The organism is Bacillus sp. FSL K6-0138 (genome assembly GCF_037982765.1).
GTDB classification, from domain to species: Bacteria; Bacillota; Bacilli; order Bacillales; family Bacillaceae; genus Bacillus; species Bacillus glycinifermentans.
Genome location: NZ_CP150286.1, coordinates 1043312 through 1064032 on the forward strand (window position 1 = coordinate 1043312; position 20721 = coordinate 1064032).

At 46.1% G+C, this 20721-nt stretch carries 18 protein-coding genes; 13 read left to right on the top strand and 5 right to left on the bottom strand.

All coding sequences use genetic code 11. From position 1 onward, the window contains the following. The first annotated feature begins 88 nt into the window (after window positions 1–88). Window positions 89–685 carry a sulfite oxidase-like oxidoreductase gene (locus tag MHB78_RS05750; protein WP_046131713.1) on the top strand — a complete coding sequence of 199 codons (597 nt, stop codon included), beginning with the start codon at window positions 89–91 and terminating at the stop codon, window positions 683–685. A 63-nt stretch (window positions 686–748) separates the two neighbouring features. Here the strand turns inward: MHB78_RS05750 and ald are convergent, their stop codons facing one another. Continuing rightward, on the bottom strand, window positions 749–1888 hold the full coding sequence (ald, locus tag MHB78_RS05755) for an alanine dehydrogenase (protein WP_046131718.1): 1140 nt from the start codon (window positions 1886–1888) through the stop codon (window positions 749–751). A 113-nt stretch (window positions 1889–2001) separates the two neighbouring features. Continuing rightward, a complete protein-coding gene (locus tag MHB78_RS05760; RefSeq protein ID WP_046131712.1) occupies window positions 2002–3240 on the bottom strand; it encodes a PucR family transcriptional regulator in 1239 nt (412 codons plus the stop codon). A 485-nt stretch (window positions 3241–3725) separates the two neighbouring features. On the opposite strand from MHB78_RS05760, the gene MHB78_RS05765 reads away from it, so the two are divergent. From MHB78_RS05765 to MHB78_RS05805, 9 genes are all read left to right on the top strand, one after another. Beyond that, window positions 3726–4022, top strand: a complete 297-nt coding sequence (locus tag MHB78_RS05765) for a WXG100 family type VII secretion target (protein WP_046131711.1) — start codon at window positions 3726–3728, stop codon at window positions 4020–4022. Between the two features lie 80 nt (window positions 4023–4102). Further along, window positions 4103–4342 (top strand): EsaB/YukD family protein, encoded by a 240-nt coding sequence (locus MHB78_RS05770; protein ID WP_046131710.1) that lies wholly within the window; start codon window positions 4103–4105, stop codon window positions 4340–4342. Window positions 4343–4356: 14 nt separating this feature from the next. Then, window positions 4357–5673, top strand: a complete 1317-nt coding sequence (gene essB / locus MHB78_RS05775) for a type VII secretion protein EssB (protein WP_046131709.1) — start codon at window positions 4357–4359, stop codon at window positions 5671–5673. Between the two features lie 36 nt (window positions 5674–5709). Next, window positions 5710–10194 (top strand): type VII secretion protein EssC, encoded by a 4485-nt coding sequence (essC, locus tag MHB78_RS05780; protein ID WP_046131708.1) that lies wholly within the window; start codon window positions 5710–5712, stop codon window positions 10192–10194. Then, on the top strand, window positions 10191–13301 hold the full coding sequence (gene esaA / locus MHB78_RS05785; protein ID WP_046131707.1) for a type VII secretion protein EsaA: 3111 nt from the start codon (window positions 10191–10193) through the stop codon (window positions 13299–13301). Before essC ends, esaA begins: the two co-directional genes overlap by 4 nt. A 1-nt stretch (window position 13302) precedes the next feature. Next, window positions 13303–13773 (top strand): type VII secretion protein EssA, encoded by a 471-nt coding sequence (essA, locus tag MHB78_RS05790; RefSeq protein WP_231947385.1) that lies wholly within the window; start codon window positions 13303–13305, stop codon window positions 13771–13773. Window positions 13774–13784: 11 nt separating this feature from the next. Further along, on the top strand, window positions 13785–14240 hold the full coding sequence (locus MHB78_RS05795; protein ID WP_046131705.1) for a hypothetical protein: 456 nt from the start codon (window positions 13785–13787) through the stop codon (window positions 14238–14240). Between the two features lie 21 nt (window positions 14241–14261). Beyond that, a complete protein-coding gene (locus MHB78_RS05800; protein ID WP_046131704.1) occupies window positions 14262–14993 on the top strand; it encodes a (S)-benzoin forming benzil reductase in 732 nt (243 codons plus the stop codon). 211 nt (window positions 14994–15204) lie between these two features. Beyond that, complete coding sequence (locus MHB78_RS05805; protein ID WP_046131703.1) at window positions 15205–15735, top strand: HD domain-containing protein; 531 nt, start codon at window positions 15205–15207, stop codon at window positions 15733–15735. Here the strand turns inward: MHB78_RS05805 and MHB78_RS05810 are convergent. From MHB78_RS05810 to MHB78_RS05820, 3 genes are all read right to left on the bottom strand, one after another. Next, window positions 15732–17186: a hypothetical protein gene (locus MHB78_RS05810; RefSeq protein WP_046131702.1), complete on the bottom strand. Its 1455-nt coding sequence runs from the start codon at window positions 17184–17186 to the stop codon at window positions 15732–15734. The two genes, MHB78_RS05805 and MHB78_RS05810, sit on opposite strands and share 4 nt — an antisense overlap. Before the next feature lie 145 nt (window positions 17187–17331). Continuing rightward, complete coding sequence (locus tag MHB78_RS05815; RefSeq protein WP_046131701.1) at window positions 17332–18228, bottom strand: prolyl oligopeptidase family serine peptidase; 897 nt, start codon at window positions 18226–18228, stop codon at window positions 17332–17334. Between the two features lie 122 nt (window positions 18229–18350). Beyond that, a complete protein-coding gene (locus tag MHB78_RS05820; protein ID WP_046131700.1) occupies window positions 18351–18791 on the bottom strand; it encodes an Rrf2 family transcriptional regulator in 441 nt (146 codons plus the stop codon). 181 nt (window positions 18792–18972) lie between these two features. Here MHB78_RS05820 and MHB78_RS05825 point away from each other — a divergent pair, with 181 nt between their 5' ends. From MHB78_RS05825 to MHB78_RS05835, 3 genes are all read left to right on the top strand, one after another. Then, window positions 18973–20076, top strand: coding sequence for an AI-2E family transporter (locus MHB78_RS05825; RefSeq protein WP_046131699.1), 1104 nt, complete (start codon window positions 18973–18975; stop codon window positions 20074–20076). Window positions 20077–20148: 72 nt separating this feature from the next. After that, window positions 20149–20373 carry a spore germination protein gene (locus MHB78_RS05830; RefSeq protein ID WP_046131698.1) on the top strand — a complete coding sequence of 75 codons (225 nt, stop codon included), beginning with the start codon at window positions 20149–20151 and terminating at the stop codon, window positions 20371–20373. Window positions 20374–20447: 74 nt separating this feature from the next. Continuing rightward, window positions 20448–20696: a YueH family protein gene (locus MHB78_RS05835; RefSeq protein ID WP_046131697.1), complete on the top strand. Its 249-nt coding sequence runs from the start codon at window positions 20448–20450 to the stop codon at window positions 20694–20696. The last annotated feature ends 25 nt before the right edge of the window (window positions 20697–20721 follow it).

The window sequence follows — 20721 nt, forward strand, 5'->3', positions numbered from 1 at the left end:
TAGAAAGCCATTCACACACTTATCGTAAGAGATCGGTAAACAGTTTGTCAACCTATAATTTTAATAAGTTAACAAAAGGGGAGATCGAATGTTTTTCGGGAAAATAAAACGGCACAATTTGTCTGACAGAGTTCCGCCTAACCAAAACGTTACAACGTCATTCCCGGTTCTTCATGCGGGCAGCGTCCCCGATTATCACGATTTGTCAAAATGGAATCTGCAAATCTACGGCCTTGTAGAATGTCCGCTTCTGTTAACCTTTGAAGAGCTGAAAAAAATGCCGCAAAGCGAAGTGACAAATGACATTCACTGTGTAACGGGATGGTCGAAGCTCGATAATGTCTGGAAAGGGGTTAAAACAAAGGAGATCGCGGAAAGGGCAAAGCCGCTTAAGGAAGCGCGGTACGTCATCCTGCACGCTGAGGAGGGATGGACGGCAAATGTTCCTTTGGAAGACTTTTTGATGGATTCCTCGCTGCTCGCCCATTCTTACAACGGCGCTCCGCTCACTCCCGAGCACGGCTTTCCGCTCAGGGCCGTCATGCCGCACCTCTATTTCTGGAAAAGCGCCAAATGGCTGAGAGGCATACAATTTACAAAGGAAAACCATCCGGGATTTTGGGAGAAGAACGGCTACCATATGAGGGGTAATCCATGGAAGGAAGAAAGGTACAGCTTTGATTAAAGAGCAGTTTTTAATAAAGCGAAAAAGCAGAAGCCCCTTTAACGGGCTCCTGCCTAGAACCGATTATGCTTCAGCCGCGGATGACGAGTTTTCGATCGCCAGTTCGGCCGGCACGTAATCGTAATTTAAATCTCTTGCCACCGCTTCATATGTGATATGTCCGTTCGCCACATTGACGCCCGCTTTTAAGGCCGCGTTTTCCAAAATGGCTTTCACTGCGCCTTTGTTCGCGATTTCAAGCGCGTATGGAACCGTAACGTTTGTCAATGCCACGGTTGACGTTCTCGGTACGGCGCCCGGCATGTTGGCGACGGCGTAATGAACGATTCCGTGTTTTTCGTATGTCGGGTTGTCATGGGTTGTGATATGGTCGACCGTTTCGACGATGCCGCCCTGGTCAATGGCTACATCGACGATCACAGAGCCCGGCTTCATTTGCTTCACCATTTCCTCCGTCACCAAAGTCGGAGCTTTGGCGCCAGGAATCAGCACAGCGCAGATGAGAAGATCCGCTTCAGCCACTGCGTCGGCGATATTGACCGGATTTGACATGAGCGTTTTAATTTGATGGCCGAACTGATCGTCAAGCTGGCGCAGCCGGTCTGCGCTTAAATCGATCAACGTCACGTCTGCTCCAAGACCTACTGCGACCTTTGCGGCGTTCGTACCGACAACGCCGCCGCCGATGATGGTCACTTTTCCGCGGGCGACGCCGGGAACGCCGGCTAACAGGATTCCTTTGCCTCCTTTCGGCTTTTCAAGGAATTGCGCGCCGATTTGGGCGGCCATCCGCCCGGCTACTTCCGACATCGGCGTCAGCAAAGGAAGGGAGCGGCCGTCGCTCACCGTTTCGTAGGCGATGGCAGTGACCCCTTTTTGTTTTAACGCTTCAGCCAAGGAAGGCTCTGCAGCCAAATGCAGATATGTGAATAAGATCAGACCTTCTCTGAAATACGGATACTCTTCAGGAAGAGGCTCTTTTACTTTCATCACCATCTCGGCAGAATCCCAGACGGCTTTCGCCTGTTCAGCGATTTCGGCTCCCACAGACACGTAATCTTCGTTATCAAAACCGCTTCCCGCACCGGCATTTGTTTCTATGATGACGCGGTGCCCTGCGGCGATAAGCTGCGAAGCTGCACCGGGTGTCAAAGCCACCCTGTTTTCATTGTTTTTAATCTCTTTTGGAACCCCGATAATCATCGTAAATCCCTCCCCCTTCTTCAAAAAAACTTTCTGTTCTTTAAGTGTATATTGATTTTTTGGAATTTTCTTTGTTTGATCGAGAAAATAAAAAAACACGCATTTGTGGAATTTCACAAATGCATGTTTCTCAGTTTGATTTCAAGGTAAATCGAGAATTTCTCATTGATATTTTTTAAATCGATTTCCGCGATGTTGCCGATGCGTTTCAGCCGGTAATTTAATGTATTGACGTGAATGTTCAGCTTTTTGGCGGCCGTGTTAACATTGCTGTCGCATTCGATAAATTGCTCAAGCGTTTCGACAAGGTTTGAATTGTGTTCTCTGTCATACGCTTCAAGCCGTGTCAGAGAATAGTTTGGATAGTTGGCGTGCTTTCGTTTTTCGGCAAGCACGTCGAGATATTGATAAATGCCGAGTTCAGAAAAGCTGACAAGGTGCTTTGTTTCCGCAGCAAACCGTTCTTTTACCTTTAAAACGGAGAGCGCTTCCTGATAGGACTGATCGACGCGGGTGATCAATTCATACATTCCGCCGATCGACAGCGTGCAGTCATGGAGCTTGTAGCGTTCTTCAAGCTGTTTTTGAATATTTGCGGCAAATTGTTTTAAATCGTTGAACGGCTGTCCGTTAAGCCCCTTTTTTGGGGATGCGAGGATAATCAGTTCATTATAGTCAAGCGTGGCCAGCAGAATTTGCACCTGCTGAGTCGTTTCCAATAAATAATGAAGCTGTTTTTCCGTTTTCTCGTCAATTTCGTTTTTCAGGCGCACGATCAGCACCGAATAGGATGAGGGAACACCGATGCCGAGCTGGTGAAAGCCGTCCGCGATTTCCCGTTCCTCTGAAATGTGCCCGGTGAGCAGCTTCCAGAAAAACTCCTGGCTGCGCTGTTCGTTTTTTCTTTTGCGGACCTGGTAGGGCAAAAGCTTATTTTTAACAGATTCGGCTGCCAGTTTCAGAAGATGCAGCTCTTCCTCAGAAAGCGTTTTTTGGCTTTCGAGCGCCCAAATAAATCCGATGACTTCGCTGTTTTTCCAAATCGAAATCGCGACGCGGCTGCTGAGCCCGACTTCGTTAATCTGTTTTACCCTGACAGGCTCGTTCGTTTTCAGCAGTGCTGGAATGGTCCCGTCTTTCCAGAGCTTGTTGATCACCTTTTCGGGTACGCGGCGGCCGATGATCGTCGATGTTCTCGCCGGATCCGTATAATCGCTGTGCGTGCTGTAGGCGAGAAGCCGGTGGTTGACATCTTCTATTGTAATAGGACAGTTCAGCACCTCGCTGATATGGTCTGCGACATCTTCGAGACGATCGTAGCTGTATTTAAAAGGATTCGGTCGATTGTTCATAAAAAACCCCTACTTTGTTCATGAAAAATTTATAGCTCATCCCCATCTTACTTTTATTATGGATATAGGTGTTTGGGGAAATCAACAAAAAAGTTTCCTGTTATTTGTTGCTTTTATAAATATGAAACAGTGCTTCAGCAGGTGTGCGTTAATCAAGATGACATTCATTATAATGAGGACACAACCTTTTACCTAATGTCCGTCCGCTTGCGATTGATGAAAAGCAGGCGGATGTTGCAGTGGTTATATAGAACTATGTCTTTTGATTCATTCTTTGTTAAGACACAAAATTGAGATATTTTTACTAGATTTCTATAATTTCAGCCGCCTGGAAACAGAGGGATGATAAACCTTTAGACTCATTTTGTAAAAATACAACAGATTTGTTTGACTGTGCCTCAATCTTGTTTTTATAATAAGAGCGTTCAAAAAAATAAGTTATTTAGCCCATATCTAGGGCGAATAGCGCAGGAGGTATAAGGAATATGTCAGGAATCATTCGTGTAACGCCGGCTGAGCTGCGGCAAATGGCTGACAGATATCAAAAAGAAAGCGGGGATGTAACTGAACAAGTAAACCAGCGTCTTGATCAAATGATCAACCAGCTTCAAGATATGTGGGAAGGTGAATCAAGCCGGGCATTCTCAGAGCAATACCAAGAGCTAAGACCTTCTTTCCTTAAAATGGCTGAACTTCTAAGCGATGTTTCTAAACAGCTTCATCAGACTGCTAACACTCTTGAAAGCACTGACCAAGATATCGCTAGCCAAATCCGCGGCTAATTACAGATTAGAAGAACGAGAGAAGCGCCTAATTCAAAAGAAGATGACGGCGCTTTTTCTAATTGAGAGGTGATGAACCGGTGTATGTTGACATTACCATCGATTTAAAGCACTATGACGGCAGCGCTTTTGATCTCAGACTGTCAGATTACCATTCTATTAAAAAGGTCATCGACATCGCATGGCAGGCCAAAAGCATTCCCTTGCCCCCGCGCGAAGGCTGCTGGATAAGGGTGACGAATAAAGACGCCGTTTTTTCAGGCGAATACACGCTGGCCGACTGCGGGATTACGACAGGAGACCGCCTGGAAATACTATGAAAGGATCTGAATGAATGGCAGAAAAAAAGAAAACGTATTTGGAAAAGCAATTAGAGGCCGTCATGACGAAAGAAAAAGATGCCTATATCTTTCGTTTTCAAAGAGAAAAAATCAATCTTGTAAACGGCTTGGAAGCAAACGTCATTAAAGAAGTAAATCCTTCCTTTCAAAAGGAAACCGTCATGACTGAAGACGAAGTTCAAATTTCGATTCAGCCTCCTTCAGAATACAAGCCGTTTCGTCATTTGAAATCGAAAAACAAAAAGAGCAAGTGGCTGTTTGCCTATCAGCTCGTAAAGGCTGTTGAGGAGCATTCGGTCAAAAGGCTGCACATGATCGCAGCACCAGAAAACATTGTCTTTGACAAAGGGCTTACCCCTGCATTTTTACATTATGGAGTGAAAGAAAGCATTCCGCCATACGAAAACGACGAAGAACGACTTTTTAATGAAGTGAAAGCGGCGGCAGCGCTTGCCGTCGACTGGGAATTTTCCTTCGAAGATTACTTGAAATACAGCGAAACGATGAAGTTTTCTGACCAGGCCAAAGACATCGTCTCAAGCGGAACGTACGGCGATTTGAAAGCCGTCATCCAAAAGAAGATCGATGAACTGGATGCCGAAGAAAAAACGCTCGTCCATCTTCCGAAGAAAAAATGGAAGAACCAAAGATACATAGGATTGGGACTCATTATATGTTTAATACCGGCTGTTTTATTTACATGTTATTCGCTGTTTTTTATCCAGCCGAAACAGGAAGCGTTTATCGAAAGCAACCGCTACTTCTTGAATAAACAATACAGCAAAGTCATCAGCACGCTCGATAAATATGGCGCCGGTGATATGCCGGAGTCTGTTCAATATCAGCTTGCTTATTCTTACGCGTCCGTCGACAATTATCTGAAGGAAACCAACGGAGGACAAGAAGCTGCCCTTAATTTGCTCACGCTTCAGGCCGATCCGAGGTATTTCCAGTACTTTATTCAAATTGGCCGGGGCGAAAATAAGGAAGCTTTAGAAACGGCCCGCCTGTTGGAGGATAACCGCTGGATCGGGTATGCGCTCATTAAATATGAGCAGGAAATCAAAGCGGATGACAAATTGTCGAGCGAAGAAAGAGAAAAACAGCTTGAACCGATTGAAAAAGAACTCGAACAAGTGAAAGAGGATCAAGAAAAAGCAAAAAACTCCGAAGAAGCCGAGCAGACTTCCAGCGACCAGCAGCAGGCCGCACAAGAAGCGGAAAAGGCTAAACAGGAGGAAGAAAAAGCGAAACAGGCTGAAAAGGAAAAAAAAGAAAAGGAAGACAACAAGAAAAAAGATGACAAATAAAAGCGATAAAACCTGTTGTTTGCAGGAGGCGGAAAAATGAATCTGTTATGGATTTTTTATAACGAAAACTATCAAAACCTAAAGCTGGATCATCCCAGCACCCGCACGCTGACCATCGGTCCCGAGCTGAAGCATTCCGTCACCATCCGGCAATTCCCGTTTAAAAAAGGTCCGGTGATTTTGGAAAAGCATAAGGATGCCGACGCATACAGCGTATATCAGGAGGGAGAGCCCGCCCAGGTACTGGCGCTCGGCGAAAAAGCGGCAGTAAATGACGGGGAGGAAGAACTGGTCCTCTTTTTAACCGAAGTACATGAAAGCGCCCCTGCTTATTATTTAGGAGAAAGAAAGGAAATAACGATTTCCTCCGTTGATCAGGAAGCAGACGTCTATTTCTCCGGGACGGATTCATGTTTCGGAAACAAAGGCGCTTTCTCGATCATCAAGCTTGAAGACCGATGGAATGTCGTACCGAATGGCGAGAACGTCTATTTGAACGGAGAAAAACGATCAAAACCCGCCTCATTGCAAAACGGAGACGAAATCCTGTACGGACTCAATACCTTCCGGGTGATTGAAGGCGACCTTTTGGAAATCAATGCGTGGGAACCGTTTGAAACTGCCTTGGAACAAACGGTCAGACCAAGCTCTGAAACGAAAAATAAATACCCGCACTACCGCAGGCCGCCAAGAATGATCTATGATCTGCCTGATGACAAAATCTCCTTCAGCTTTCCGGCTCAGGAGTCAGACAATGACAACAAGGGGCTATGGCTCATGATCCTGCCTCCGATTGTCATGCTGGTCGTCATGGGAATCGTGGCGATCATTCAGCCGCGCGGAATTTTTATCCTCGTCTCCCTGGCGATGTTTATGATGACGCTGATTACGTCGACGGTGCAATATTTCCGCGACAAAAACCAACGCAAAAAGCGCGAAGAGAAAAGGGAGCGGGTCTACACCCTTTACCTCGAAAATAAAAAGAAAGAGCTGCATGAGCTTGCAGAAAGGCAAAAATTTGTCCTGAACTTTCATTTTCCTTCATTTGAAAGAATGAAATATTTAACGAGGGAAATCAGCGGCCGGATTTGGGAAAGATCGATCGAAAGCGAAGATTTTCTGCAAATTCGCCTTGGTACCGGGACGGTTCACTCCTCCTACCAAATCAATTTGAACGGCGGGGATTTGGCAAACCGCGACACAGACCACCTTCTGGAACAAACGCAAAGAATGGAAGAGGTCTACAGAGAGCTGAAAAACGCTCCCGTCACCGTGAACCTTGCCGAAGGTCCGATGGGTGTCGTCGGGAAAGCAGCCGTTGTAAAAAATGAAATTCATCAGCTGGTCGGACAGCTTGCTTTTTTCCACAGCTATCACGATCTGCGTTTCGTGTTCATTTTTGACGAAGAGGAATATAAAGACTGGGAATGGATGAAATGGCTCCCGCATTTTCAGCTTCCGCATACATATGCGAAAGGGTTTATTTACAATGAACAGACGAGGGACCAGCTGCTGTCAAGCATTTACGAGATTTTGAGAGAGCGCGATTTGGACGAAAACAAAGAAAAAACGCGGTTCAGACCGCACTTTGTCTTTATCATCACAAATCAGCAGCTCATTGCAGAACACGTCATCTTAGAGTATTTGGAAGGCAAGCTGAGACATCTCGGCGTCTCGACGATCGTTGCCGCAGAGACGAAGGAAAGCCTGTCCGACAACATTCATACGCTTGTTCGTTATATTACTGAACAAGAAGGCGACATTTTGATCAAGCAAAAGAAAGCCGTCCAAATTCCGTTTCAATTGGATCACCATAAGAGGGAAGACAATGAAATCTTCTCACGGACATTGCGGACGCTTGATCACCAGATGGGCATGACCAATTCGATCCCTGAAACCGTATCGTTTCTTGAGCTGTTCCATGCAAAAGAAGTCAATGACATCGGAATCAGGGAGAAATGGCTGTCAAGCGAGTCGGCTAAATCGCTGGCCGTGCCGATCGGCTATAAAGGAAAAGATGACATCGTCTATTTAAACCTGCACGAAAAAGCGCACGGGCCTCACGGCTTGCTTGCGGGGACAACCGGATCGGGGAAAAGTGAATTTTTACAGACGTATATTTTGTCTTTAGCCGTTCACTTCCATCCGCATGAAGTCGCTTTTCTGCTGATTGACTATAAAGGGGGCGGAATGGCGCAGCCGTTCAGAAACATTCCGCATCTGCTCGGAACGATCACGAACATCGAAGGCAGCAAAAACTTCAGCACGCGCGCCCTGGCGTCGATTAAAAGCGAGCTGAAGAAAAGACAGCGCCTCTTTGACCAGTACAACGTCAATCATATCAACGATTACACAAAGCTGTACAAACAGAACAAAGCGAAAACGGCGATGCCGCACCTGTTCTTAATATCCGACGAGTTTGCCGAGCTTAAAAGCGAAGAGCCCGAATTTATCCGCGAGCTTGTCAGTGCCGCCAGGATCGGACGGAGCCTTGGGGTGCATTTGATTTTGGCGACGCAAAAACCGGGCGGCATCATCGATGACCAGATTTGGAGCAACTCCAGATTTAAAGTCGCTTTAAAGGTGCAGGATGCAAATGACAGTAAAGAGATCCTCAAAAACGGGGATGCGGCGACCATTACGGTCACAGGCCGCGGCTATCTGCAGGTCGGCAACAATGAAGTGTACGAGCTGTTCCAGTCGGCGTGGAGCGGTGCGCCTTACATGGAGGATGCATACGGTACAGAGGACGAAGTCGCAATCGTAACCGATACTGGGCTGATTCCATTGTCAGATGTAGACGCCGATCAGTCCGCTAAAAAAGAAGTTCAGACGGAAATTTCGGCAGTCGTTGAACAAATCGAGCAGATTCAGGTAGAACTGGGCATCGATAAGCTCCCGAGCCCGTGGCTGCCGCCGCTTGAAGAGCGCATACCAAAATCGCTGTATCCGTCAGATGAGGCCGATACGTTTAACTTCGCCTTTATCGATGAGCCGGAGAAACAAAGCCAGGAGCCGATCAGCTATCGCATGATGGAGGACGGAAACATCGGTATTGTCGGATCTTCGGGCTACGGAAAATCGCTCACCGCCATCACCTTCCTGATGAGCTTTGCAGCCGAATACACGCCTGAAGAGCTGCACAACTACATCTTCGACTTTGGCAACGGAACGCTTCTGCCGCTTGCGAGACTTCCGCATACGGCCGATTATTTCCTGATGGATCAGACAAGAAAAATCGAAAAATTCATGGTCCGCATCAAAGAGGAAATCGAGCATCGCAAAAATCTGTTCCGCGCGAAAGAAATCAGCCATATCAAGATGTACAATGCGCTGAACGAAGAAAAGCTGCCGTTCATTTTCATTACGGTGGACAACTTTGACATTATTAAAGACGAAATGCACGAGCTTGAAGCTGAATTTATTCAGTTTGCCCGTGACGGCCAGTCGCTGGGAATTTATTTAATCCTGACGGCGACAAGGGTCAATGCAATCAGGCAGTCGCTCTTAAACAACCTGAAAACAAGGGTCGTCCATTACTTGATGGATCAGTCTGAAGCCTATTCGATCATCGGAAGGCCGGAGTACAGCCTTGAACCGATTCCGGGACGGGTCATCATCAATAAAGAGAACCAGTACTTCGCCCAGATGTTTATGCCTGTTGAAGCAGACAGCGAGATCGAACTGTTTGAAAACATCAAAGCCGAAATTCAGGCAATCGCGGACCGCTATGAAGGCATGAGAAAGCCAGCTCCGGTGCCGATGCTGCCGCTTGAGCTTTCCGTGACGCAGTTTATGAGAGATTACCCGCTTCAGCCTGAAAGAGGCATGATCCCGATGGGGCTTGATGAAGAGACCGTCGAGCCTGTTTATTTCAATCTTGAGAAAAACAAACACTGCCTCGTCATGGGACAAACGCAGCGCGGAAAAACAAACGTCATCAAGATTATCCTCGAGCATCTGCTTGATCACGACACGAAAAACATCGCTGTGTTTGATTCGATAGACCGCGGCTTGTCGCAATACGCAACAGAAGATGAGATCAGCTATCTTGAAACGAAGGATGACATTCTGCTCTGGCTGTCCGAGACGGAAGAAATTTGCCGGACGAGGGAAGCGATGTACGTGGAAGCCGTCAGACAAGGACAAAGCGCAAACCTCGATTTCTCGCCGATGGTCTTTATCGTTGACGGAATTTCGCGCTTCCAGCAAACGATTGACGCATCGATCCAAGACAGGATGGCCACGTTTATGAAATCGTACGCCCATTTAGGTTTCCATTTTATACCTTCCGGAAACCACAACGAGTTTACGAAAGGGTACGATTCATTAACAAGCGAGCTCAAACAAGTCAGACATGCTGTCCTGCTGATGAAAAAGTCCGAGCAAAACCTTATCCAGCTTCCGTACGAGCGGCAGGAGCCTGAAATTCAGCCGGGCTTCGGCTACATCGTTGAAAACGGTAAGGAAAGGAAAATTCAAATTCCTTTATGCTCTGTAGAAAGGAAGAAAACGATATGACGGAACAACAGAAAAGCTCGCTGAAAATCATCAGCGCCGTGCTTGTCATCATATTGCTGCCCGTCTTATTTTTCCGCTTCATCGGAGAGGATCCGACGAAAAAGGTATCGAACGAGACGAAGGAGATTGCCGTTGTCAATGAAGACATCGGCAGCGATCAAACCAATGGAAACGATCAAAATTTAGGCCGCGATATGTCGGCTGTGCTGGCTGAACGCCCTAACTATAAATGGACGGTCGTCAGCCGCAGCACCGCCGAGAGCGGACTCACCGACCAAAAATACGATGCGATCGTCTATATTCCATCAGATTTTACGAACAATATTTTGAGCTACAATCATAAGCGTCCGCAAAAAGCGCAATTGGAATTCAGAATTCAAGGAAAGCTTGACGCGGTCAACAAGGAAAAAGTCCAGCGGGAGCTTCAGGACGCGCAAAAAACTGTCAGCAAAAAGATGACCTCCTTCTATTGGAAGGCTGTTAAAGAGAATATGAAAACCGTCAGGGACGAATTCGACAACATCGTAAACAAAGAATCAGAATTCCAAAACGCGATGTACAACTTTTACAAACCGAGCTCAAACAACCTGGCGGGCGAGGTCGAAAAACAAAAAGATATGATCGACACCTTGAAAGACTCGATCAACCAAACGAAAGACACGTCAAAAGACCGCAATGCAGGCGTTGAAGAAACAAAAAAACAACTGGACGCTTTTATCGAAAACGTCAACCAGTATAAAAAATACCAAGAGGAGCAGGCCAAACTGCTTCAAGCCGCCCAGGCTGACAGCGAAAAGCAAATCCAAACCGGCCTCGCATCCATCAACGAAAAGCAGGCGAGCTCAGAAACAAGCTTCAACCAAAGTATGAACAATATGAACACGGCATTTGGGAATTTGCAGCAGCGATTCAACTTGGTTGTGAGATCTAAAGATATTTTGCAGGAGTACAGATATAATCAGGTGCCACAGCAGCAGTTTAATGGAATTAATGCGATTGAGAACAACCTGATTGATGATTATCAAGCCCAGACAAGAATATACAATTTAGATCGGATTCAGCCTTCAATGATTGATGCACGGTCGCGTTTAACCGAGGGACCGGGAGATGATTCACCGGGTACCGATCCTGGCGATGATCATAATAACGATGATAATAAAGATGATGATGAAGAACAGCCGAAGGATTTAAAGATTGACCTTCAAGAGCAGCAGGACGAATTAAAAAGCGTCGCAGCTGAACTAAAAGAGATATCGGACGGGTTGAAAGAATCTCCGGATAACGGAAGCGAAAACCCCGGCGATAATAATTCTTCAGATGGATCAGATCAAAACCAGAATCAGGGGAACGGTCAAACCGGAAATCAGGACAACAGTCAAACAACAGATGACAATCAGACAGCTTCAGAAACGGCTGAAAATGGACAGCAGGATGATAACCAGACCCCTGAAGATCCAACCAATGATCCGGGAACCGGCGATGACGGACAGTCCGAGCAGCCGGGAGGCGAAACGCCTGACGATCAGAAGGACGATGAGATTGCCAAATTAAAAGAGCAGTTGAACAATGCCGCAGCCCGCATCAAAAAGGTGGAAGAGGATCTTAGGGCAAAACAGGAAACACATAATGAAGAGCTTCAAAAACAGCTTGAAAAGCTAGATGATAAAATTAATAGTTTAAATAAAACAATTGATGGATTAAAAGATAATGTAAACGAGCTAAAAGAAGAAATAACAAAGCTTAAAGATGCTCGCACAGAAGATTTTAAAAAGATTTATAAGAATATTGAAGATAAGGAAAGTAACATACTAAGGTTTTTAGATAATAATCCTAGACAAGAGATACTGAAAAATACTTTTGATTCTAAGATTAAAACGAGAGATGTTGAAGCACTTCTAAAATATTATAGTTATCTCTCAGTATATGAAGCCACGCTTACCGGTTCATATAATCTAGGAAGCCAAGTTAAACAAAACGTAATTGCCGGCCAAACGGACAATGTCAACACAGTCCTCAAAGTCAGCGACAACGAAAACACAAAATGGGAAGACCTGAAGAACAACATGCTCACGACAAGCCAGGACATCGAAAATTACAAAACGGGTATGACCGATTTTGTCGATGAATACGGCACATTCATCAAACAAAAACAAGATGAAATCAATAATGAGCTTAAGGCGATTACCGAAAAGGCAAATGTCGTCAGTGAGCAGTTGAGCAATCCGGCAGGTGCAGGATCCGCCGTGATGGAAGGGAATGCAACCGACGGTACAGTCGTTCTCAGCATGCAGGATACGCTTGGAAATGACATTCTCAACCTTTCAGATATGCTTGGTGCATTGTCAGAACATCAATCCGGGGTCATTAATTACACAAACAACATTCAGCAAAGTGTAAACGATGTTCAGACAAAGGCGGATACGCTGAATTCGAACTGGGGCAAAAACGTGAATTCCACTAAGCTTATCCGCGGTGATGTATACAGCGTTCTTGGAAATGCTTTCGGCGGCAATGACACGTATGTATACGACCACTTGGCAAATCCGGTGAAAATCAGCGGGGATGTTCCGGAGTCAAAAGCCCAGAATATTCCGCCGGTCGTCATTCTCGTGATTGTCATGATCTCAAGCCTGTTGATCGGATATTTCAGCCATCACTATCAAAAGGCACCGCTGCTTGTCAGAGGCGCGCTGTTTGGCATCCTGAACATCATTGTCGGCTTGATGATCAGCCTGTTCGGCTTGAATGTCTACTCTCTCGCCGATGACCAGGCGATCATGTGGTCGGTCTTTACGATCCTGCTGCTTGTCGCAAGCTCTGCGATTATCCGTACGGCATTCATGCTCGGATCAATCCCTGGAGGCGTGGCAACGGCTGCCTTGATTTTGTTCTACATTGCTCCGCTGCTCGATTTGGCTATGCCGAATTTCAGTATTAATGATCCGGTATCAACCGTTTATATGTCGATTCAGTACGGAACGGGAGACCTGTTCAGTCTCGGAATCGGAGCTTTGGTGTTAGTGACGGCTGTCGCGATCGCTATTCCTTTTGTTATATCAATCGCAAAATCAAAAATAGAGGAAAGCGAGGAAGACTATGAGGAGTAGTGTGAAATGGGGGAAGAAGGGGATCATGGCGATCATGCTCTCCTTCTTTCTTTTCACTCCGCTCGTGAAAGCGGAAGAGACCGATAATGTTGATGTTAAGCCTAATGAATATAAGAAACAGAACATCGAAGTCAATACAGATGATCTTCTGGAGGAAGACCCGGAATACCAAGAAGATATTTCGATTCCGGAGGAATTAAAACATTTTTCATTTAAAGAAGTGAAAAAGCCTGACCCAAAAGAAGAGCTGAATCAAATATTTGCGCTTGCATCGGATGAACCAAACACGGTGGCGGCGAAATTGAAACAGCTGTCATTTGATTCTGAGTCCTCACGCCTTGGCAAGGAGGATGCGGACAGCACCGACCAGCAATCGATCATCCTGCCGTTCCTCTACGGCGCGCTCATCCTTCTCGGCATCGCCGGCATCTTCTTTTTGATCCCGAGAATCAACGGGCAGCAGAAGAAATAGGAGCTGTTATGATGAGAAATCCAAGATTTTACAAATTGTTATCCGTATGGGCAGCCTTAGGGTTATCAATTTGCTGGTTTTTTATTCTGGTTACAGTGAATGGTTTATTTCTACTGGAATCCATGCTCTACTTACTTGCGGTTATTTTTACATTTGGGATCGTTTTGCTGCTGTTTCCCTCGCTTGTGGAGGACCATGATCAGTCGATGATGGACTTCTTTCATACCGGTTTTGGCATCGCGGGATCAATGTTGGCAATCGTCATCATCTTGTTTGCTTCAATCATGATCACGATCAAACAGGACGGTCCTCGTCTGAAATGGCTGCTCGTTGTTGGCGCTTTGCTTCAACTCATCGTATTTGATTTGTTCAGTGTTTTGACAGCGGCTTTTTACGTGCTGGCGGCATTTCTGCCTAATCGGGGGAAGGAACCTCTTGAGGAGACGGCGGCGAAATCGGTACACTAATGGATAAGGAGGGAAATCCGCATGCATTTATCCATTGTCACAGGGGCGTCAAAAGGCCTCGGTGAAGCGATTGTCAAAGGGCTTTTGGAAAAAGGGCATCTTGTCCATGCCGTATCGAGAAGCAAATCCGGCATCCGCCATGACCGGCTGAGTCAGCACGAGGTCGATTTGACGCAGCTTGCCGAAGCAGAAATGTGGTTTGCAAGGTTTACGGACGCCGTCCAACCGGCTGATGTTGATTCCATTACGCTGATCAACAACGCGGGAATGGTAACGCCGATCAAACGCGCGGGCGAAGCCGGGCGGGAGGAGCTGAGGCGCCATTATGACCTGAATTTATTAGCGCCCGTAATCCTCAGTCAGCTGTTTACAAAATGGCTAGAAAGTTTTCAGGGCAACAAAACGATCGTTAACATATCCTCAGGCGCAGCCAAAAATCCTTATAAAGGCTGGAGCGCCTATTGCAGCTCAAAGGCAGGGCTTGACATGTTTACGAAAACATTCGGCTTCGAACAGGAAGACGAGGACTTTCCGGTAAAGATGATTTCGTTTTCGCCCGGCGTCATGGACACGGGCATGCAGGAGGTTATACGGTCCTCATCGAAAAAAGATTTTTACGAAATCGAACGGTTCAAAGCGTACCAAACAGAAGGTAAGCTGAGAAGCACATCATTTGTCGCCGGCATTTTGCTCGATCTCCTTGAGACCGAATTTGAAAACGGCAGGGTGTATGACATCAAAGAATTTTTATAAAAAAGGGCCTTGAAAAAGGTCCTTTTTTCTGTTTTCCTCCGATTGCCCGTCTTACACACAGCCCTCTTAAGATCCACTAAAAAATGTCCGCCGGCGCAGCATTCCGCAAAAAACAAACGAAAGCGGAATTCTCATTGATGATGTGTCAGAATCATTGAGATTTCCGCAAAAATATGTTAGGATTCTAAAAATATATAAAGGAGGGGTTTACATGAGAAACGTAACATTAATGGATGTATTCACCCATCCAATCGCACAAAAATATTTAAGACGATCAGGCGTCGCCCATGCTGTGGCGTGTGCGTACCATGCATACCGCCTGGCTGTTAAAGCCGGCGTTGACCCGGATGTTGCGACAAAAGCAGCGCTGCTGCATGATATCGGCCATTATGAATGGTATACAGATGGCGAGTGGGACTATGAAAAGTACAAACAGAACGACATTCATGCCATCAAAGGAGCGGAGCGCGCCCACAAGCTGCTGATCCGCCTCGGCGAGGAGCCCAAAGCCGCAAAAGAGATCGCCTTGGCTATTCTGCTTCATACCGATTCATACCTGCCAGAAGGCGACCTGGATAAAAACAAGCTGCAGCAAATCGTCAAAAAAGCCGATGAGCTTGACGAAGAGCCCGGCGGAAATCATCATTACCGCAAAATCGATCCTGAGCTTGCAGCCGAAAAAATCAAGCAGCTTGATCGCATGGTTGAGCAAGCGCGTTTACCCATGAAAAAAACGGTTTAATGCAAAGGGTTTTGTTCGAACCTCTGCCCTTTGTCATTTACATAAACGGATTTGATGATCGTTCTGTTAAACGCCTTATCGTCCGCTGTTTTTCCTGAGATGTCGAGCGTCACCGAATACATTCCCGCTTGTTTGAACGAAAGGTTTTGCTGCAGCGTTTTGGCTGTGACGGATTTGAGCCCTTTTTTCTCAACCTGTTTTCCGTTTTCATACCGTATGGAGCGGACGGCGGTTTTGACATTTGCAAGGCTTGACGTCTTCGCATCAAGAGTCTTTGCAATCTGTTGATCAAGCTGGGAGTCAAATGTTGCGACGAATAAATAGGCTTCCTTCTGCTTTACGGAAGATGAGATCTTCCATTTTCCTGAAACCGGGTGTTTCACAGTAGCTGAATGAACAAACCCGCCTTTAAATACGTCTGCTGTTTTTGACAGCGAAAAGCCCGTGACAGCTTTGCCGTGAGGGTCTGTCAGTTTGATATTTCCCGAGGAATGATTGCTCAGCCAATGAACGGTAATTTCTTTTACCCCTTTCTCCACCGAAAACTCTTCTTCTTTTATCCCTTCATTTATCCCGCCCCTGATGTACGGGTAGGAAACTTTTTCTGTTTGCGATTCTGCACTTGCATGTTGACCGATCGGTAATAAAGACTGAAAAACGGGAAACGTGATATTCCCTTTTATAATCGAAAAATGATCCCATTTTCCGGCTGCCACGTTTGATGCGTACGGCAGCCTCGCGTTTTTTTCGACCACAGCCCCGTCATTTGCCCCGAACATGTTTAAATAGACGCCTCCGAAAAACAATACGCTCCCGAATCCGCCGATTTTATTGCCCGCCAATGTGTAATAGCGCGTTTTTGCCCTGTTTGGGTGGCTGTCGGCCTGCTCCCGGAAGGAGGCCATGTAGCCGGTCTGCAAAGAATAGACAGCGTCATTTTTCACGCCTATAATTCCGGCAAGCCATCCGGCCCAGCTGCTGTATGCAAGGTCTGCCAGCTGTGATCCGTAATGGGGGGTTCCGAGTGTAATGACATGCTCTACATAGCGGTAGGCGTCATGGTAAATAAGCGCTGATTGGGTGTCAATGCCGCCTTTGCTGTAGGAGACGAGAATCATTTTCCGGCCGAAGTGTTCATACATTTCCCGCAGCCTGGAGGCGAGGAGCGCTCCGTTGTCCCGCATGTCTTTATCAGGGTACAGATCGATATAGGCTGTTTCATAGCCGTTTTTCCATGCCTGTTCCGACATGTCATTTTCATCAAACCAAATACTTGACGACCCGTTTAAGCCATGGATAAAAACGATCGGCGGTTTTTGCGGATCAGGGGCTTCTACAGGATCGCCCGTGAACCAATAGCCGGGATCGCCGTCTCCTCCCTTAAAGCCCGCTTCTGATGTAAGCGGATACAAAAACAGCAGCACAGCAATCAAGAACACCATTTTTTTCATAAAGTTCACCTCGGGGTTTAATTTGTAAGCGGTTTCATAATATTGTCGCGAGGCGAACTTTATACCGTCATCTGAAAAAAATTTAGAGAATCTTCATAAACGGGTGGAATATTTTCAAGGAAGGCCGGGACACCGGCCTTCCTTTTCAAGCTTTCCGGGGATGCAGATGCTTGCGAAAGAACGATTTGACAACGTCGAGGATATGAGCCTGCGTAAATCCGCTGTGACCGGCATCATTTATTTTATACATCACCGCATCACAGCCCTCTCTTTTTAACGCATGAAACATTTGAACGCTTTGTTCATAAGGGACGATATCATCCTGATCCCCGTGCATGATCAAGATAGGGGGCGCATCCTTGTGAACGTAATGTATCGGACTCGCTTTTCTTGCCCGTTCTCTGTTTTCTTGAACAGCTCCGCCGATCAGTTTGGATTCCGGAGAATCAGGAGAATCGTGGTCGAAGATTGATGGATATTTGCTCATCGAAAGAAGATCTGTCGGGCCGAACCAGTCGGCAACTGCATGGACTTTGCTCGAGACATGGCGGTATTCGTTCCCTTCAAACTCTTCAATTCCTTCAGTCAATCCGAGCAAAAGAGCCAAATGGCCGCCTGAGGAATCTCCCCAAACGCCTACTCTGCCCGGATCAATGTTGAAGCGGGAAGCATTTGCCTTTAAAAAACGAACCGCCGTCTTGACATCATGAAGCTGTGCCGGAAATACCGCTTCCCCGCTCCCTCTGTATTGAACGCTTGCCACGACATAACCCTGCTCTGCAAACTGAACAAGCTGCGGAATAAAGGCGAACGTATCCTGCTTTGACCAGCCCCAGCCCGACCCTTGCAGGTAAATCATCAATGGATACTTCTCCTGATTGCCTTTTCTGCCAAACAACGCATCCATCGGGTTGCGGTATACGAGCAGATTCAATGTTAGGGATGTGTCTCCCGCTTTTAAAAATTCAATATTAGGGATCAATTGAATGTAGGAATTGATATGTTGCTCCCAGTTTAATTCTTTTATCGTATTTTCAGCCATGCTGATTCCTCCCTTTATGTTATTTGCCCTTTGTTTCTCGCTCCTTTCGTTGTAATAAATTTTATTACAACGAAAACGAAAAAATCTGTTGTAATAGAATTTATTACAACGAGGTGAAAAAATTATGCTTCCTGAGAAGCATTCTTTTTTTGGATGATCAGTTCAGTCACATCCTGTATGGAAACATCCCGGAGGATATTCTCCATGGCTGTTTGCGCTTTTACCAATATAAGCTCCAGAACCTGGTTGATATTCGCTCCGACCCAGCAATCGGGGTTCGGATTTTCGTGAGTGTGGAACAGTTCGCCTTCGCCGACGACCTCAACTGCTTTATAGACATCATATAAAGAAACGGCGTCAGCATCTTTCCGCAGGTAGGCACCGCCGGAGCCGCGCTTCACCTCAATCAGGCCTCCTTTCTTTAATAATCGGCTGATTTGGCGGATGATAACCGGATTTGTATTGACGCTGCCGGCGATTTGTTCCGATGTCAAAGGATCGCTTCGAACGTGCAACAAGGCTAGCATATGAACGGCTATCGTAAATCTGCTGCTGATTTTCATCAAAATCATCCTTTCGTTGTAAATATAATAATTACAACGAGGAGAGATGTCAAATGATTTTGCCATAAGAGGAAAATGAAACCCTTTTTCGGTTTCTTCGTATGTATGGAAGAAAAATAGTTGACAGGCGATGGTGTGAATAGTAGTTTTTAGAGTAATGAAAAAACCGGGAGGAAAAAAGTTGTTTAAATCAAAGACTCATTTTTGGACGGTACAAATTTTATTGGTACTCCTTATTATTTTTGTTTCTACAAAAGTGTCTTTCCTGTTCGAACCGATTATTGTGTTCGCATCGACACTGTTTTTTCCGGTATTGATCGCAGGGATCTTGTATTTCATCTTCAACCCTGTCGTACGGCTTTTAGAGAAAAAGCTGCCGAGAACTTTGTCCATTTTGCTGATCTATTTGGCGTTTCTGGCGCTCATCGGGTTTGTGCTGTCATCTATCGGCCCAATGTTTACAAAGCAGGTCACCGATTTATTTAATAATATTCCGGACATTGTTAAGCAGATCCAAATTTTCATCAAACAATTATCGAATTCACAGTGGTTCACATGGATGATGAATCAGGATTTTGTTTCTGTATCAAAAATCGAAAGATCAATCGGAGATTTTCTGACGAATCTGCCGGAAAATATTACGGCGAGCCTGTCTTCCGTGTTTGGGGTTGTGACCAATCTTGCGCTGATTGCCTTGACCGTCCCGTTTATCCTGTTTTACATGCTGAAGGACGGACACCGTTTTCCGAATTTGGCTGTAAAAATTCTTCCTGATCAATATAAAAACGAAGGCTTGAAAATTTTTAAGGATTTGTATGATACGCTTGCCGCTTATATTCAGGGACAGCTGATCGTCTGCCTTTTTGTCGGAATCGGCTGCTACATCGGGTTTTTGATCGCCGGTGTGAAGTATGCGCTGATTCTCGGCATGATCATGACCGTGACGAACATCATTCCTTATGTAGGTCCGTTTCTTGGTGCGGCTCCGGCGGTCATTATCGCGTTTCTCGACTCGCCGACGAAAGCCCTGATTGCCGTGATCGTGGTTGTTGTCGTCCAGCAGATCGACGGAAACCTCGTGTCGCCGCTGATTATCGGCAAGCGCCTTAACACACACCCGCTGACGATTATTCTTTTATTGCTCGGCGCCGGCAGCTTCGGGGGCGTCCTCGGCATGATACTTGCCGTTCCGACCTACGCTGTGCTGAAGGCTTTCACATTGAATATCGTCCGGCTCGTCCGTTTAAGGCAGAGATCGAAAAAGGAAATGACGAAAGAAGCTTAAGATCAAATTTCTGAGAACCTTTTTTCCGCAGGGCCCATATCCTATCGTAAAAGGAATGGCGGAGGTGGAATGATGCCTGCAATTGTAGGTCCGGTTCTGATTCGGGAGGTCGTCGACTCCAGCGCCATTTTTTTTGGAGACGTGTTTGCCATTTCTCCAAAAACGGCGCAATCGTCCGAAATCGGAGGATGCGGAGGGTTTCATGTTGGCGACTTTGGGTACGTCAATAACAAAAGAAGCAAAACAAGCTTCATGGACGCGGATGTTTTCGATGGAACGGTGGGCTTTAACGCATGACAGTCTCTTTTAAAAGAGGCTGTTTGTTTTTTGTAGTATAATGGGAAAAAAGACAGACAGGCAGGTGGAAAGACATGAAAATAAGGAAAGCGAACGTAATGAACGGAGAAACATTGATCACGGATGTTTTTCTGCATGAAAATAAAAAGCAGTTTCATACGCTTGTAGCCGTTCCGGAACTGGAATGGAGCATGCTGATCTCCTATGAGGAAGAAAAGCAGGTGCTCGCAGATAAACTGAAAAGTTCATTGCTAAAAAACATGCAAAGTGATGCGGCAGAGGAGCTTTCGCTGAAGATCGTTCAATGGGTAACCGAAATGTAGAAGCGAAGTTTATCCCCGCCCGTTT

What these genes read in the sequence shown, in the direction of transcription:
- MHB78_RS05750 (WP_046131713.1), top strand. Translation starts at nt 89, where the DNA reads ATGTTTTTCGGGAAAATAAAACGGCACAATTTGTCTGACAGAGTTCCG.
- ald (WP_046131718.1), bottom strand. Translation starts at nt 1,888, where the DNA reads ATGATTATCGGGGTTCCAAAAGAGATTAAAAACAATGAAAACAGGGTG.
- MHB78_RS05760 (WP_046131712.1), bottom strand. Translation starts at nt 3,240, where the DNA reads ATGAACAATCGACCGAATCCTTTTAAATACAGCTACGATCGTCTCGAA.
- MHB78_RS05765 (WP_046131711.1), top strand. Translation starts at nt 3,726, where the DNA reads ATGTCAGGAATCATTCGTGTAACGCCGGCTGAGCTGCGGCAAATGGCT.
- essB (WP_046131709.1), top strand. Translation starts at nt 4,357, where the DNA reads ATGGCAGAAAAAAAGAAAACGTATTTGGAAAAGCAATTAGAGGCCGTC.
- essC (WP_046131708.1), top strand. Translation starts at nt 5,710, where the DNA reads ATGAATCTGTTATGGATTTTTTATAACGAAAACTATCAAAACCTAAAG.
- esaA (WP_046131707.1), top strand. Translation starts at nt 10,191, where the DNA reads ATGACGGAACAACAGAAAAGCTCGCTGAAAATCATCAGCGCCGTGCTT.
- MHB78_RS05795 (WP_046131705.1), top strand. Translation starts at nt 13,785, where the DNA reads ATGAGAAATCCAAGATTTTACAAATTGTTATCCGTATGGGCAGCCTTA.
- MHB78_RS05800 (WP_046131704.1), top strand. Translation starts at nt 14,262, where the DNA reads ATGCATTTATCCATTGTCACAGGGGCGTCAAAAGGCCTCGGTGAAGCG.
- MHB78_RS05805 (WP_046131703.1), top strand. Translation starts at nt 15,205, where the DNA reads ATGAGAAACGTAACATTAATGGATGTATTCACCCATCCAATCGCACAA.
- MHB78_RS05810 (WP_046131702.1), bottom strand. Translation starts at nt 17,186, where the DNA reads ATGAAAAAAATGGTGTTCTTGATTGCTGTGCTGCTGTTTTTGTATCCG.
- MHB78_RS05815 (WP_046131701.1), bottom strand. Translation starts at nt 18,228, where the DNA reads ATGGCTGAAAATACGATAAAAGAATTAAACTGGGAGCAACATATCAAT.
- MHB78_RS05820 (WP_046131700.1), bottom strand. Translation starts at nt 18,791, where the DNA reads ATGAAAATCAGCAGCAGATTTACGATAGCCGTTCATATGCTAGCCTTG.
- MHB78_RS05830 (WP_046131698.1), top strand. Translation starts at nt 20,149, where the DNA reads ATGCCTGCAATTGTAGGTCCGGTTCTGATTCGGGAGGTCGTCGACTCC.
- MHB78_RS05835 (WP_046131697.1), top strand. Translation starts at nt 20,448, where the DNA reads ATGAAAATAAGGAAAGCGAACGTAATGAACGGAGAAACATTGATCACG.